This window comes from Bacillus sp. BD59S, assembly GCF_007363175.1.
Taxonomy (GTDB): domain Bacteria; phylum Bacillota; class Bacilli; order Bacillales; family Bacillaceae_G; genus Bacillus_A; species Bacillus_A pacificus.
Genome location: NZ_CP034686.1, coordinates 4,913,380 through 4,929,057 on the forward strand (window position 1 = coordinate 4,913,380; position 15,678 = coordinate 4,929,057).

Below are 15,678 nucleotides of genomic sequence, written 5' to 3' on the forward strand. Positions count from 1 at the left end.
TAGATTAGAAGAATAACTCCTTAATCAATGCCGTTAAGAAAATATTTGCAAGTGCAATTGGCAATAATACTTTCCAGCCAAACTCCATTAACTGATCACCTCTTATACGCGGAAACGTAACGCGGAACCAAATTAACAGAAAAACTACACTGCTAAACTTTAAAGCAAACCATACGGCACCTGGGATGAAGCCAAGGAACATAACTGGATTCCATCCGCCTAAAAAGAGCACAGTAATTAAAGATGCCATCCCGAAGAAATATACGTACTCTGAAAGCATGAAAAACGCCCAGCGAAACCCTGAGTATTCCGTATGATATCCAGAAACAAGCTCCGACTCAGCTTCTGGTAAATCAAACGGCGTCCTATTTAACTCTGCTACCGCTGCGATTAAAAATACGACGAAACCGATTGGTTGCACGAAAATGTACCAAACATTCTCCTGCGCTGCTACGATTTCATTTAAATTTAGGCTACCAGCTAATAAAACGATCCCGATTACACTCATTACGAGCGGAATTTCATAAGAAATCATTTGCGCCGCTGCTCGCATCCCCCCTAAAAGGGAATATTTATTATTCGATGCCCATCCTCCGGTTACGACACCAATCGTCGTAATGCCAGAAACAGCAATGTAATACAGTAAACCTACGCCAATATCTGCGAACTGAAATTTATCAGTAAACGGGATGACTGCAAGCACCATAAATGCTGGAGCGAATGCAATGACAGGTGCTAATATAAATAACGGTTTATCTGCCGCCTTCGGAATACTATCCTCTTTCAGTAATAGTTTTAAAACATCGGCTACCGTTTGCAGCAGACCAAACCGGCCTCCAACTTGGTTTGGCCCAATCCGCCCTTGCATAAACCCCATCACTTTCCTTTCTGCCAAAATACCATATGTAACGAAGCCAAGGACTGCAAATAATAGGAGCACCGCTAATCCGAAAAAAATGAAGAAATTCGTCCAGCTAGAAGGTGATTGTAAGAGCGTTTCAATCATTAGCCATCAACCTCCCCAAGTACAATATCCACTCCACCTAAAATCGTAATTAAATTGGCTATGTTTTCACCTTTCAATAACTTCGGTAAAATTTGCAAATTGTAAAAAGACGGCCTGCGAAACTTCAAACGGTATGGCTCTTTCTTTCCGTCACTAGCAATATAGCAACCAATCTCTCCTCGCGGCGACTCTATACGGACGAATGCTTCCCCTTTAGGAGCCTTAATAATCTTCGGTACTTTCGCAAGTACTACTCCTTCTTTCGGGAACTGCTGGACAGCTTGCTCGACAATTTTTAAGGACTCCTCAATTTCCTGCATGCGGCAAACGTAGCGATCCCAAGCATCCCCCACGCTCCCAACAGGAATATCGAAATCAAAACGGTCGTAAATGGAGTACGGTTCATCCTTGCGAAGATCCCAGTTTACTCCGGTGCACCGCAAATTCGCTCCGCTTAAAGAATACGAAATTGCATCTTCTTCGCTATATATACCAACGCCTTTTACACGATTTAAGAAAATCTCATTGCCACTAACGAGATCATGGTAACCCGCCAATTGCTCTCTCATATACGGAACAAATTCTCCCACTTTTTCAATCCAACCGTCCGGCGCATCCCACTTTACACCGCCGACTCTCATATAGTTAAAAGTAAGCCGGGCACCGCATAATTCGTTTAATAAATTAATAATCATCTCCCGCTCACGGAACGCGTATAAAAACGGGCTGACCGCTCCTATATCGAGAAGATTTGTTCCCCACCAAACGAGATGACTCGCAATCCTTCCAAGTTCCATTGCAAGTACTCGCAAGTATTCGGCTCGCTCCGGGATTTCAAGCCCCATCATCGTCTCTACAGCATGGCAAATGACGTAATTATTCGTCATGGCTGATAAATAGTCCATCCGATCTGTATAAGGGATAATTTGCGTATACTGTAAGCTCTCCGCAATCTTTTCGGTCCCGCGATGCAAATATCCAATAACCGGTGTAGCTTCTTTAATAATTTCCCCGTCAATCTTAATAACAAGCCTGAACACACCGTGCGTACTTGGATGCTGAGGACCTACATTCAAAAGCATTTCTTCTGTACGGATCATTAGCTACACCTCCACATCATACGGCTCATAATCTTTCCTAAGCGGATGTCCTATCCAATCATCGGGCATTAAAATACGCGATAAATTCGGATGTCCCTTAAATACAATACCGAGCAAATCATACGCTTCCCGCTCTGGCCAGTCCGCCCCTTTCCAAAGCGCTGTCACTGATTCTACTTGCGGCGCTTCCCTATCCAGCTTCACCTTTACCGCTACTGACTGTTTCTTTCCATATGAAAATAAATGAACATACACTTCCATATGTGTCACAAAATCCGTCGCATGTAACTCTGACATATAATCAAATGCAAGTTCCTCATGGGATCGCAGTAACTCCATTACTTCATAATATTTTGAGGGCTCCACTACAAGAGTTGGCACATCTTTGGAAAGTTTATTAATGTAGCAATCTACTAAAGCACCCGCTCCTACTTTTCCCTTAATAACTTCAACATACTGATTTAAATACGGTTGATTCACAGATGGCTCTTCCCGCTTCGCTTCCTCTTCCTTCTTACCTTCAGCACCCTTCGTCTTCGCCCTTGCAGCCGCTGCCGCTTTTGCCTTCGCTGCTGCAATTGCCTTCGCCTTTTCATCTCCCGAATCCCCATCACCTTGCGAAGCTTTCTGCTTTGCTAGCGCCGCTGCTTTTGCCTTTGCGGCCGCCACGGCCTTCGCCTTCGCTTTCGCCTTGGCCTTTTCTTCTTCTGTTACTTCTTCCATTCCTTCTCTTTTTTGCTTCGCTAACGCCGCCGCTTTCGCTTTTGCGGCTGCTGCTGCCTTCGCCTTTGCTTTGACCTTTTCTTCTTCTGTTACTTCTTCCATTCCTTCTCTTTTTTGTTTCGCTAGCGCCGCCGCTTTCGCTTTTGCGGCTGCTGCTGCCTTCGCCTTTGCTTTGGCCTTTTCCTCTTCCGGCACTTCTTCTATTCCTTCTCTTTTTTGTTTCGCTAGCGCCGCCGCTTTCGCTTTTGCGGCTGCTGCTGCTTTCGCCTTGGCCTTTTCTTCTTCTGTTACTTCTTCCATTCCTTCTCTTTTTTGTTTTGCTAGCGCCGCCGCTTTCGCTTTTGCGGCTGCTGCTGCACGACGTTTCGCTTCTTCCACAGTCATACCATCATTTTTTGGTAGCGCTTTCTCTTTTTCTTGATTTTCTTCCTCAAGTTTACTTATTTCCGCATCATGTTTCGCAACGAGACGCTTTCTCGCCTCTTCTTTCGCACGCCTAGCCGCTTCTCTTTTCAAATCCTCTAAATCTTTATTTGGATCACTCATTTATTCGTCACCTGCTTCCCCGTCTTTGCCTCGTAACGAATTTTTTCTTTTAATTTATTAATTCCATAAATTAAAGCAGCGGGATTTGGTGGGCAACCAGGGATATACACGTCAACTGGTACAATTTGATCTACACCTTTTACAACAGCGTACGAATTTACATATGGACCACCTGCTGTCGCACAAGATCCCATTGCAATAACCCATTTTGGTTCAGGCATTTGATCATATAAGCGCCGAACAATAGGAGCCATCTTCTTCGTTACCGTTCCCGACACAATCATAACGTCCGATTGCCTTGGTGAAGTCCGAAAAAATGACCCAAATCGATCTAAATCATAATGTGATGAACCTACTCCCATCATTTCAATTGCGCAACATGCCAGTCCAAATGTCATTGGCCATAAAGAATTACTTCGCGCCCATCCCTTCAACTGTTCCAATGTAGAAAAAAAGATATTTCGTTCTAATTCCGCTCGCTCATTTGGATGTAATTCCTCAAAATTTATAACCATTGTAACACCTTCTTTTTCCAAGCATACGCTAACCCAACTAGCAACATTACAACAAAAATGAACATTTCAATCAGTGCAAATAAACCGAGCTTGTCATATGCAACAGCCCATGGATATAAAAATAAAGTTTCTACATCAAAGATGACAAACAATAAAGCAAAAATATAATAACGAGCATGAAACCGAATATTTGCATCATGAAAAGGCTCAATCCCACTCTCATACGTCGTCGCTTTCGCTGCACTTGGTTTATTTGGGCGCAGCATCCTTCCTAATGTAAGAGCCACTACCGGAAGCAATATGCCTAATAGCAAGAAGATCAAAACAATCATATAACTATTTTCATATACACTTGCCATTGTGAAACCCTCCCCCCTAAATTAAGAACAAGTTCACTTAGTAAACAATATGTCCTAGTTGCAGTAATTATTATTTTTAAATTTTTCTAAATAATGCAACTATTTTAATCATTATAGCAAACTTCAAATTCCTATGTCGATATGTTGGGGACAGAAACGAGAATTATTAAAATCTATTTTTATAACTGGCCATACCTGTACAAAATAAGTATAGAAACTATAAAAAATAAAAAGAGGAATCTATATGTATATATTGTGGGTGAGATAAATGAAAAAACAAACACATGTAAGCATTCTTATAAGCATTCTATTGTTGTCTATAATGATTCATTACGTGACAATGCCTTTTCTATATGAATACTCATTTCCTTTTCAAATATTAATTGGTATGAGTACATTATTCATTGATATTATCGCTTGTAGTTATATACTTTATTTTTCAAACATGAAAGAAGGGTTACCTCGCTTATTTTGGACCATTTTATGTGTTGGAACCCTCTCTTATTTCATTGGTGATATCATCGTTGCCTATCAACGTTTAATTTTAAAGGACTACTATACATTCGTTGATCCGTCTGATTTTTTTTATCTACTTTTTTTAATTAGCTTTGCATTTGCCTTTCTATATGAAATCATTTATAACCGAGATTTATTAGAAAAGCTTTTTATGATATGTGATATTTGTATTATTGTTACAGCACAGTTCACTTTAAGTTACTACTTACTTATCGAACGAACCATTCACGTTTCTTCAACATCCTATATCGACATATTTGTTCAACTTACCTATCCAATGACCGATTTACTCTTTTTTCTCATAGGGATTAACCTTTTATTCAAACCACTTTCCTTATTACCGAAAATAGTCGGTGCGCTCCTTGGTAGTGCTTTAATTTTGTATGCGACTACAGATGCGATTTATGCTTATATCAAATACTTCACACCCGAATATTCTATGTTTACAATTACTCCACTCTATCAAGTAACTTTAGTGCTAGTAGCAATTGCCTGTATTCTTCATACAAAAGAACCTGAAAGACAAGAACAAGTGCTATTAACACCTAAACTTGGGGAATCAATCAGATTATCGTTACCTTATATTTCTGTCGTAATGCTTATTGTTTTCATATTAGTCGAATACGTTTTTGCGCCTATTGTAGTAATCGGGCTTATGATAACTTTCTCCTTCGTTCTCATTCGCCATAGTTTAGTTCGAAAGCAAAATAAAATATTATTATTAGCCCAAATGCAATTCAACTCAGAACTTGAAAAACAAATTGAACTGCGTACAGAAGATTTAGTAGAACAAAAAAATGAACTATATCATAACCAACAAATGTTTAAATCTTTATACGAGCATCATCCAGATCCAATTTTCACATTAGATTTATACGGTAATTTTCTTAAAGTGAATAACGCTGGTACGACTTTACTCGGTTATCAAACGAATGAATTATTAAATCAGCCTTACTATTCACTTACGTATGAAGAAGATTTGGAAGAAATCATTAATGCCTTTCATAGCGTAAAAAAGGGGAAATCTATTTCTTTAGAAATACGGGCATATCATAAAAATAGAGATATTTACTACTTGCATGTGACAGCTGTTCCTATCTTTTTAAAGGATCATATTTCTGGAGTTTATTTAATGATTAAAGATATTACGGAAAGCAAACAACAACAGGAACAAATTAATTTTCTAGCATATCATGATACGCTAACAGAGCTTGCAAATCGACGTGCATTTCATCAATATGTAGAACAAGCAATTGCGCGATCCAAAATATCAAAAATGCCTTTTGCTGTTATGTTTCTTGACCTAGATCGCTTTAAAGTTATTAACGATACCCTCGGTCACAGGGTAGGAGACCTTCTATTAATTGCAGTAGCAAAAAGACTCGAAAGTATAGCGACACCCAATATGAAGCTTGCCCGATTAGCTGGAGATGAGTTCACACTCCTTATCGAAAATTATAAAAAGAGGCCAGATGTAAAAAAAATAGCTGATACAATTGTAGCAGCCATGAACGAACCATTTGAAATTGAAAATCAACATTTACAAATCTCACCGAGCATTGGGATAGCAATATACCCTGAAGCAGGTGAAGATCCGTTATCAATTTTACAACATGCTGATATGGCCATGTACGAAGCAAAAAATAAAGGAAAAAATGGTAGCTCTCTGTACACGAAAGAATTGTATAAAAAAATGGAACGAAAAGCTCGAATTGAAAAAGATTTACCACTCGCTTTAGTAAACGAAGAATTTTATCTCGTCTATCAACCACAAATTGATATTACGAAGAAAAAGATCATTGGTGCCGAAGCATTGCTACGCTGGAAACACCCACTCCTAGGTGACATTCCGCCATGTGAGTTCATTCCAATTGTAGAGGAAACTCCCCAAGTCATTCCACTCGGTCATTGGGTATTAAATGAATCTTGTCGTCAGCTAAAAATATGGCATACTTTTGGCTACAAAGATTTAAAAATAAGTGTTAACTTATCAGCTAAAGAGTTCCAGCAAAATAATTTAATTGAGAAAATTTCACAAATAATAACAGACGTTAAAGTCGATCCAAAAGATGTAACACTTGAATTAACCGAACGAATTGCAATGATCGATGAAAAAGAAACGTTATCCAAGCTAAAACAATTAAAGGAATATGGTATTCAAACGTCCATTGATGACTTCGGAACCGGCTATTCTTCTCTTGCTTATTTATCCATTTTCCCTATTGATACATTAAAAGTACCGAGAGAATTTACACAACTGGCCGATCATCGCCCTGAAGAAAGGGCCATCGTTTCCACTATCCTTTCTCTTGCAAATACTTTAAACCTATCTGTCGTTGCTGAAGGAATTGAAACAGAAAAACAACTTAAGTTTCTACAAAAGAACAACTGTAAATATATGCAAGGTTACTATTTCAGTAAACCACTTACTAGTCATCAATTTATAAAATTTCTACAAAAAACACCCAGTATGAACCAATAGCTCATACTGGGTGTTTTTATCATGCTATTTGCGGACAGTAAAACGATTCATCGACGCAGGGTGTCCCGCTCACTTTACAATGTCGGAATTTTTTTCTCGTAATATTCCTCTGCAATCTCTTCATAAAAGGCTGCTGACGTCGTATAAAAATATGGAATTAGCCATAAGAATCCAATCCCCAGTGTAATACAACTTAATATAAACCAACCAATAAAGCTCAAACATAAAATGAAATACTCCATCTTATGCCCATCCATCATACGACGGCTTTCTGTAATCGCTTGATTTATGGAATACTCAGGGTGATCATTTATTATAAAGTACGTCATCGCATAAGAAAATGATTTAATAATGCCTGGGATAATGAACAGTAACGTCCATAAGAAAAGATAAAAATTTACTAATAAATATAATAAAAATGATTTTAAAAATCTCTTTCCCTCTGAAAACCAAATGAACACATTACCGATACTAGCTTGCTTTTCACGAAGGATATTTAAAGCAAGATAATATCCACCTAAAGTTAAAGGACCAGTAACAAAAAACGTCATGATATTTATTGAAATTGAATTTTTCGTTTCTTTCCAATCAAAAATTGAAGAAAATACCCACTCAATACTAAAACTAAAGGTCGTAAGAAGAATCGAAATCAGTAATGTTGCCCCGACAGCTAAGCCCCATTTCCCTTCTAATGAATCCAGCGCTTCTCCTTTTAAATCACTAATCATGTTTAGCCTCGCCTCCTATACACAATAATTCTATTAGTATAGCATACTCCTACTGCAATTCACCCTTTGAAATGTAGCGATAAAAATGCGCTGTCGTTGTACTCACATACGGACTAAGCCATAGAAAACCTATTCCAAGTGTAAAAATCGCTAAAATTGCCCAACCTATAAAGCTTAGCCATAAAAGAAATAGATCTAATTTGTGCCCCTTCATCAGATTCTTACTTTCTTTCATTGCCTGCGAAACACTATATTCTGGTTTTTCAACCATCACATAATATGTCATCGAATATGAAAAATACAAAATAGCCATTACAACAAACGAAATAGCTAATAAAACAAAGAAAACGATTATGAATGATGGGTTTGCACTCTCATCAAAGAATCCTAATATCCCACATACAATCGTTCCTAGCATTGGAACCCATGTACCTGTATATAACAAAATTGCAAGCATAGCCCACATTGTTTTCATCATTCTTTTAAAACCACGAAATCCTTCAAATAAATAATCTACTCTAGCATCTTCTCGTTTACTTATTTGTAGAAACAAATTTGTATAACCGTATGAGGTAATGCCATAAGCCGCATAACTTAAAATTATCATAAGGCAGTAAAAAAGCCCAAACGTAATAGCAGCTCCAATTGCCATCGTGTCTTCTTCAATGGAACCAGTTGAAATAGACAATAAAAGAACTATTATAACTACTGGAATTAATAGTATAAGCATTACAGCCATTGAAACGACATAACTTATAATATGATATAAAATCGTTGATCCAACACCTAGTCCCCATTTTCCTTTTAAAGATTGCAATGCTTCTCGTTTCATTTCACCAATCATTTATTCATCTCCTTTATAAATTGTTGTACATTTTCTACTTATACGAGCACTGATATAATTATACCATTTTTGTAAAATTATCCATAAAATCCATAAAAAAATCCGTAAAGGCAAAGCCTTTACGAATTTTTTATTTCATATCGGAAACGTTTAAACGGTTCACAGCACGTTGTAATGCCATTTCTGCACGTTTAAAGTCAACATGTGCTTGTTTATCTTGCAGACGTTGCTCCGCACGACGCTTCGCTTCATTTGCACGATGGATATCGATATGGTTTGCTTCTTCAGCAGATGATGATAATACAGTTACTTTATCTGGACGAACTTCGATAAAGCCACCACTTACTGCTACATAATCAGTGTGTCCACCATTTTTCAGACGAACTGCACTAATTTTTAATGGTGCAACAGTTGGAATGTGACCTGGTAAAATCCCCATTTCCCCACTCTCTGCTTTTACACTTACCATTTCTACTTCTTTTTCGTAAACCGGTCCATCAGGAGTTACAATACTGACTGGAAATGTCTTCATACTTCGTCCCTCCTAAGGCCTTACGCCATCATTTTCTTCGCGTTTTCAATAACTTCTTCAATGCTACCAACTAAGCGGAATGCATCTTCTGGAAGGTCATCATATTTTCCTTCTAGAATTTCTTTGAAACCACGAACTGTTTCTTTTACAGGTACGTAAGAACCTTTTTGACCTGTAAACTGCTCCGCTACGTGGAAGTTTTGAGATAAGAAGAATTGAATACGACGAGCACGATGTACAACTAACTTATCTTCTTCAGATAACTCATCCATACCTAAGATAGCGATGATATCTTGAAGCTCTTTGTAACGTTGTAAAGTTTGCTGTACTTGACGAGCCACTTCATAATGCTCTTCTCCTACGATTTCTGGAGAAAGTGCACGAGATGTAGATGCTAATGGATCTACGGCTGGGTAAATACCCATTTGTGTTAAACGACGCTCTAAGTTTGTTGTTGCATCTAAGTGAGCGAACGTTGTAGCTGGTGCTGGGTCAGTATAGTCATCGGCTGGTACATATACCGCTTGGATAGACGTGATAGACCCTTTATTTGTAGATGTAATACGCTCTTGTAATTGACCCATTTCTGTTGCAAGTGTTGGTTGGTAACCTACCGCAGATGGCATACGACCAAGAAGGGCAGATACTTCAGAACCTGCTTGCGTGAAACGGAAGATATTATCGATGAACAGAAGAACGTCTTGTCCTTGCTCATCACGGAAATGCTCAGCCATTGTTAAACCTGTTAACGCAACACGTTGACGTGCTCCAGGTGGCTCGTTCATTTGTCCGAATACCATCGCAGTTTTCTTAATTACGCCAGAATCGCTCATTTCGTGGTATAAGTCATTACCCTCACGAGTACGCTCACCTACACCAGCGAATACAGAGATACCACCGTGTTCTTGTGCGATGTTGTTGATTAATTCCTGAATTAATACTGTTTTACCTACACCGGCACCACCGAATAGACCGATCTTACCACCCTTAATGTAAGGAGCAAGTAAGTCTACTACTTTAATACCAGTTTCAAGAATTTCTACTTTAGTAGATAATTCTTCGAATGCAGGTGCTTGACGGTGAATTGGATCACGGCGTACATCCGCAGGAACCTCACCATCTAAGTCAATTGCATCACCTAATACGTTAAATACACGACCAAGTGTTGCATCACCAACTGGTACAGAGATTGCTTTACCAGTATCTTCTACTTCTGTGCCACGAACAAGTCCATCTGTGGAAGACATTGCAACTGTACGAACTGTGTCATCACCTAAATGAAGTGCAACTTCAAATGTTAAGTTAATGCTTGTTCCGTTTTCGTTGCTCTGTTTTACCGTAAGGGCGTTGTAGATTTCTGGTAGCTTTCCGCCATCAAACTTAACGTCTACAACCGGACCCATGATTTGCGTAACGCGCCCTTTATTCATCGGGTTCCCTCCTAGCTTTCTTTTAATTAGCCAACTTTCTACGAGCAGTTAGCTTTTAATTTTTTATTGGTTTATAAGCTTACGCGGCTCTTTTGAATGAGCCGCTTCCACTTTTTATTACTACTCTAACGCTGCTGCTCCACCAACGATTTCCGTAATTTCTTGCGTAATCGCTGCCTGACGCGCACGGTTGAATGAAAGTGTAAGTGAATCGATAACTTCCATTGCGTTGTCTGTAGCACTCTTCATTGCTGTCATACGCGCTGCGTGCTCACTTGCTTTACCATCTAGTAATGCACCGTACACTAAGCTTTCTGCGTATTGTGGCAATAGTACTTTTAAAATTTCTTCTTCAGAAGGTTCGAATTCATAAGCTGTCGTCGGTTTATCAGACGCCACATCAGTAAGCGGTAAAATTTTATTTTCCGTTACTTCTTGTGAAATTTTACTTACGTAATGGTTGTAGTAAATATACAGCTCATCATAAGCACCATCTGCGAACATCGCAATTGCTCGAGAAGCAAGGTCTTTAATATCAGTGAATGATGGGTGATCAGATAATCCAACTACTTCATCAATAATGTTAAAGCCGCGACGTTTTAAATAATCACGTCCTAGTCGTCCAAGCACAATAATTGAATATTGGTTTGAATCCATATTATGACGTTCACGAATTACGTTACTTACTGTACGTAATACGTTACTGTTATAACCACCTGCTAGTCCGCGATCAGATGTAATAACGATGTATCCTGTACGCTTTACAGGACGCGCATTTAGCATTGGATGATTAATTCCTTTACTTCCTTGCGCAATGCTCGCTACTACTTCTTGAATCTTTTCCATATACGGAACGAAAGATTTAGCATTTTGCTCTGCACGGTTTAACTTAGATGCAGATACCATCTCCATCGCTTTCGTAATTTGACTCGTTTTCTTTGTCGAGTTAATCTTCGCTTTTATATCGCGTAAAGATGCCACAGGTTTTCACCACCTTTTTTCCGGAAGTTGGCACGATTAGTAAGAATCCTCTTCCTAATCTACGTTGCAAGATATTCTTGCTCATGATTGAAGGAAAAGAATAGGTGCACCTACTCTTTTCCTTTCACAACCGTCGGCAATCCCAGAGCCCGAGATGCCTTTATATATATTATCTAGCTCCGCCTCTTAGCCGATGGGGCTGAACAGTCGGCTTCACTTTTTATTATTCAGAAGCTACGAATACTTTTTTAAATCCATTAATTGCTGCTGCAAATTTATCGTCATCCGCAAGTTTCTTAGTTGTGCGGATTTCTTCTAATAAGTCAGTCGCATTAGAATCTAACCAAGCATGGAATTCTTCTTCGAAACGAGTGATATCTACTACTGGGATATCATCTAGGAATCCACGTGTTAAAGCGTAAAGAATGATAACTTGTTTCTCTACACGTAACGGTTTGTGTAATCCTTGTTTTAATACCTCAACAGTACGAGCACCACGGTTTAGTTTCGCTTGAGTTGCTTTATCTAAGTCAGAACCGAACTGAGCGAACGCTTCTAACTCACGGTAAGATGCAAGGTCAAGACGAAGTGTACCTGATACTTTACTCATTGCTTTAATCTGAGCAGATCCACCTACACGAGATACAGAAGTACCCGCATCGATCGCTGGACGTACGCCAGAGAAGAATAGGTCAGATTGTAAGAAGATTTGTCCATCCGTAATCGAGATTACGTTTGTTGGGATGTAAGCTGATACGTCCCCTGCTTGTGTTTCGATGAAAGGTAGTGCAGTTAAAGAACCGCCGCCTTTTGCATCACTTAATTTTGCTGCACGCTCTAATAAGCGAGAATGTAAGTAGAATACATCCCCTGGGTAAGCTTCACGACCTGGAGGACGACGTAATAGTAATGACAGCTCACGGTAAGCTGCTGCTTGTTTTGATAAGTCATCATATACTACTAATACGTGTTTACCATTGTACATGAACTCTTCACCCATTGTTACACCAGCGTAAGGAGCTAGGTATAATAATGGAGCTGGTTGAGAAGCAGATGCAGTTACAACGATTGTGTACTCTAATGCACCATGCTTACGTAGTGTTTCTACTACGTTACGTACAGTTGATTCTTTTTGTCCGATAGCTACGTAAATACAAATCATATCTTCATCTTTTTGGTTAATGATTGTATCTAGTGCAACTGCTGTTTTACCTGTTTGACGGTCACCGATGATTAACTCACGTTGACCACGGCCAATTGGTACAAGAGCGTCGATCGCTTTAATACCTGTTTGAAGTGGCTCATGAACAGATTTACGATCCATTACACCTGGTGCTGGACTTTCGATTGGACGAGTGTTTGTTGTATTGATTGGGCCTAAACCATCAACTGGTTGACCTAATGGGTTTACAACACGACCAATTAGTTCTTTTCCTACTGGTACTTGCATGATGCGACCAGTACGACGAACTTCGTCACCTTCACGGATTTCTGTGTAAGGTCCTAAAATGATAATACCTACGTTGTTTTCCTCTAAATTTTGTGCTAGTCCCATAACGCCGTTAGAGAACTCTACAAGTTCACCAGCCATAACGTTATCAAGACCATGAGCACGCGCGATACCGTCACCAACTTGGATAACTGTACCAACATCACTAACTTCGATTTCAGACTGATAGTTCTCAATTTGTTGCTTTATCAGTGCGCTAATTTCTTCAGCTCTGATGCTCATGTGCTTCACCCCTATCTATTCTTCATTAATTCACGCTGAATACGTGCTAATTTTCCTTGTAAACTTCCGTCATAAATGCGATTTCCAATACGTACTTTAATGCCGCCTAGTAAATCTTCATCTACAACATTTTTTACGCGAATTGCATCTTTTCCTGTTCTCTTTGCAAATGCTTCTGCAATGTTAAGCTTCTCTTCTTCTGATAGAAGACGAGTAGAATATACAGTTGCGTCCGCTACGTTACGTTCTTCATTAGCAAGAACAACATATTCATCTGCAATTTCAGGTAAGATATCAATGCGCTTGTTATCAATTAAAATATATAACGTATTTAAAATAGATTCAGAAACAGACCCGAATACGTTTGCAAGAAACGTCTTCTTTTGTTCCTTTGAAATGTTCGGTTGCGTTAAAAAGCTATGTAGTTCTCCGTTCTTTACATAAACGTTTTGTACAAGGCGTAATTCCTCTTCAAACATTTCTAATACGTGTTTTTCTTTAGCAATTTTAAAAAGAGCGACAGCATAACGTTTTGCTACAATCCCATTGCTCATCGCGCTTCTCCTACTTCTTTAATATAATCGCGAATTAACTTCACTTGATCTTCTTCTTTTAATTCTTTTTCAATTACTTTAGAAGCAATTTGAACAGATAAAGAAGCAACTTGTTCTTGTAAAGCAGCAATCGCTTGCTCTTTTTCGCGTTGAATTTCTTGTACAGCAGATGCTTTAATTGATTCTGCTTCTTCTTTCGCAGCAGCAACAATAGCATCCTTTTGATCTACAGCTTGTTTTTTCGCTCTTTCGATTAACTCTTGTGCTTCAACACGTGATTGTTTTAACATTTCACGTTGTTCTTCTACTAACTTCTTCGCTTCAGCGTTACTTCTTTCTGCAGCGTCGATTTCATTAGTAACATGCTCTTCACGTTCTTTCATAATCCCCATTAAAGGACCCCACGCGAATTTGCGTAGCATTACTAATAGAAGTAAGAAAATGAACAATGTATAAGCAATCGTTCCAAATGGAATGGCAGCCCCTAATAATAAAGTTGGCACAAGGATTCACTCCCTTCAAAATATCTAAATTGATCATATGAAAAAAAAAGACATACGTTTCGTTCATAAAGCAATGGCGAAGAAAGTTCGGAAAAACACTCTTCGCCATCTATGTAAGGGGAGTCTCCCTTATTTGTTCATTACGATGAATGCAATAACTACACCGATGATTGGAAGTGCCTCAACTAAAGCAACCCCGATGAACATAATTGTTTGAAGTGCGCCTTTTAATTCTGGTTGACGAGCAACACCTTCGATTGTACGTGATACGATAAGACCGTTACCAATACCTGCACCTAATGCTGATAAACCAATTGCAATTGCAGCTGCGATTACACCTAAACTCATTTAATTTGTCCTCCTTTGTATTATAAAAAAATAAATTTTTTCTTACTTAAATTATATTAATGGTCATGACTTACTTTATGAGCCATATAAACCATCGTTAACATAACAAAAATAAATGCTTGGATTGATCCAACGAATACACTGAATCCCATCCATGCTAACATCGGCACAAGTGCACCTAATGCTCCAAGGAATGATGCTCCGCCCAGCTTAGCAAGTAATCCTAATAAGATCTCACCTGCATAAATGTTACCAAATAAACGAAGACCTAACGTTAATGTGTTAGCAAACTCCTCAATAACCTTTAATGGGAATAAGAATTTCATAGGTTGGAAATAACCTTTTACGTATTCTTTCGTACCCTTCATCTTAATTCCATAATAATGGGTGAGGGTAACTACCATCACGGCTAATGTTAATGTAACTGCTGGATCAGACGTTGGTGATCTCCACCATGCAATATGTTCGCCAGCTTCAGTTGCTGAATACATGAATGGTAAACCAAGGAAGTTCGATACGATGATAAACATGATAAGCGTAACGCCAAGCGTTAAGAAACGTCCACCTGTTTTCCAGTCCATCGTACTATTGATAATCCCTTTCACGAAGTCAAACACCCATTCCATGAAGTTTTGCATTCCTGTTGGGCGAAGAGCTAAGCTGCGAGTTCCGATAACAGCGATTAAGAAAACAATAACTGCTGCTACAGTAACCATCATAACTGATGACAAATCGAACGTTAAACCTAGAAATTCAACTAATTTACCGTGTTCCACTAG

Annotated in this window: 16 protein-coding genes; 1 reads left to right on the plus strand and 15 read right to left on the minus strand. The window is 38.8% G+C overall.

Features of this window, described 5'->3' with window-relative positions; all coding sequences use genetic code 11:
• Positions 1–4: 4 nt before the first annotated feature.
• The 5 genes from nuoH to nuoA are packed head-to-tail and all read right to left on the minus strand — an operon-like array spanning position 5 to position 4,249.
• Positions 5–1,006 carry an NADH-quinone oxidoreductase subunit NuoH gene (gene nuoH / locus EKQ63_RS27960; protein ID WP_000573430.1) on the minus strand — a complete coding sequence of 334 codons (1,002 nt, stop codon included), beginning with the start codon at positions 1,004–1,006 and terminating at the stop codon, positions 5–7.
• Positions 1,006–2,106 carry an NADH-quinone oxidoreductase subunit NuoD gene (nuoD, locus tag EKQ63_RS27965; RefSeq protein WP_087995315.1) on the minus strand — a complete coding sequence of 367 codons (1,101 nt, stop codon included), beginning with the start codon at positions 2,104–2,106 and terminating at the stop codon, positions 1,006–1,008. The genes nuoH and nuoD overlap by 1 nt, the downstream gene beginning before the upstream one ends.
• A gap of 3 nt (positions 2,107–2,109) precedes the next feature.
• Positions 2,110–3,375 (minus strand): NADH-quinone oxidoreductase subunit C, encoded by a 1,266-nt coding sequence (locus EKQ63_RS27970; RefSeq protein ID WP_143881709.1) that lies wholly within the window; start codon positions 3,373–3,375, stop codon positions 2,110–2,112.
• On the minus strand, positions 3,372–3,890 hold the full coding sequence (gene nuoB, locus EKQ63_RS27975) for an NADH-quinone oxidoreductase subunit NuoB (RefSeq protein ID WP_000236331.1): 519 nt from the start codon (positions 3,888–3,890) through the stop codon (positions 3,372–3,374). Before nuoB ends, EKQ63_RS27970 begins: the two co-directional genes overlap by 4 nt.
• The gene (nuoA, locus tag EKQ63_RS27980) at positions 3,881–4,249 is read right to left on the minus strand and encodes an NADH-quinone oxidoreductase subunit NuoA (RefSeq protein WP_016718997.1); all 369 of its coding nucleotides are present in this window, start codon (positions 4,247–4,249) and stop codon (positions 3,881–3,883) included. The genes nuoB and nuoA overlap by 10 nt, the downstream gene beginning before the upstream one ends.
• A 268-nt stretch (positions 4,250–4,517) precedes the next feature.
• Between nuoA and EKQ63_RS27985 the strand changes: the two genes are divergently transcribed.
• Positions 4,518–7,247, plus strand: coding sequence for a putative bifunctional diguanylate cyclase/phosphodiesterase (locus EKQ63_RS27985; protein ID WP_143881710.1), 2,730 nt, complete (start codon positions 4,518–4,520; stop codon positions 7,245–7,247).
• Between the two features lie 74 nt (positions 7,248–7,321).
• Here EKQ63_RS27985 and EKQ63_RS27990 read toward each other — a convergent pair whose 3' ends face one another.
• The 10 genes from EKQ63_RS27990 to atpB all read right to left on the minus strand — a co-directional run bounded on the left by EKQ63_RS27990 (position 7,322) and on the right by atpB (position 15,675).
• Positions 7,322–7,975, minus strand: coding sequence for a DUF975 family protein (locus EKQ63_RS27990; RefSeq protein WP_087955173.1), 654 nt, complete (start codon positions 7,973–7,975; stop codon positions 7,322–7,324).
• 49 nt (positions 7,976–8,024) lie between these two features.
• The gene (locus tag EKQ63_RS27995; protein WP_000578817.1) at positions 8,025–8,819 is read right to left on the minus strand and encodes a DUF975 family protein; all 795 of its coding nucleotides are present in this window, start codon (positions 8,817–8,819) and stop codon (positions 8,025–8,027) included.
• A 130-nt stretch (positions 8,820–8,949) separates the two neighbouring features.
• Entirely contained in the window at positions 8,950–9,351 is a 402-nt protein-coding gene (gene atpC / locus EKQ63_RS28000; protein WP_000847211.1) for a F0F1 ATP synthase subunit epsilon, read from the minus strand.
• Between the two features lie 20 nt (positions 9,352–9,371).
• Positions 9,372–10,781: a F0F1 ATP synthase subunit beta gene (atpD, locus tag EKQ63_RS28005; RefSeq protein WP_001032602.1), complete on the minus strand. Its 1,410-nt coding sequence runs from the start codon at positions 10,779–10,781 to the stop codon at positions 9,372–9,374.
• Between the two features lie 120 nt (positions 10,782–10,901).
• The gene (gene atpG / locus EKQ63_RS28010; RefSeq protein ID WP_000157696.1) at positions 10,902–11,762 is read right to left on the minus strand and encodes a F0F1 ATP synthase subunit gamma; all 861 of its coding nucleotides are present in this window, start codon (positions 11,760–11,762) and stop codon (positions 10,902–10,904) included.
• A 223-nt stretch (positions 11,763–11,985) separates the two neighbouring features.
• Positions 11,986–13,494: a F0F1 ATP synthase subunit alpha gene (gene atpA / locus EKQ63_RS28015; RefSeq protein ID WP_000027518.1), complete on the minus strand. Its 1,509-nt coding sequence runs from the start codon at positions 13,492–13,494 to the stop codon at positions 11,986–11,988.
• 11 nt (positions 13,495–13,505) lie between these two features.
• Positions 13,506–14,048 (minus strand): F0F1 ATP synthase subunit delta, encoded by a 543-nt coding sequence (gene atpH / locus EKQ63_RS28020; RefSeq protein WP_000064683.1) that lies wholly within the window; start codon positions 14,046–14,048, stop codon positions 13,506–13,508.
• The gene (gene atpF, locus EKQ63_RS28025) at positions 14,045–14,551 is read right to left on the minus strand and encodes a F0F1 ATP synthase subunit B (protein WP_001142617.1); all 507 of its coding nucleotides are present in this window, start codon (positions 14,549–14,551) and stop codon (positions 14,045–14,047) included. Before atpF ends, atpH begins: the two co-directional genes overlap by 4 nt.
• Before the next feature lie 129 nt (positions 14,552–14,680).
• Positions 14,681–14,899: a F0F1 ATP synthase subunit C gene (gene atpE / locus EKQ63_RS28030; protein WP_000052064.1), complete on the minus strand. Its 219-nt coding sequence runs from the start codon at positions 14,897–14,899 to the stop codon at positions 14,681–14,683.
• Positions 14,900–14,955: 56 nt separating this feature from the next.
• Entirely contained in the window at positions 14,956–15,675 is a 720-nt protein-coding gene (gene atpB, locus EKQ63_RS28035) for a F0F1 ATP synthase subunit A (protein WP_000399870.1), read from the minus strand.
• Positions 15,676–15,678 lie beyond the last annotated feature (3 nt).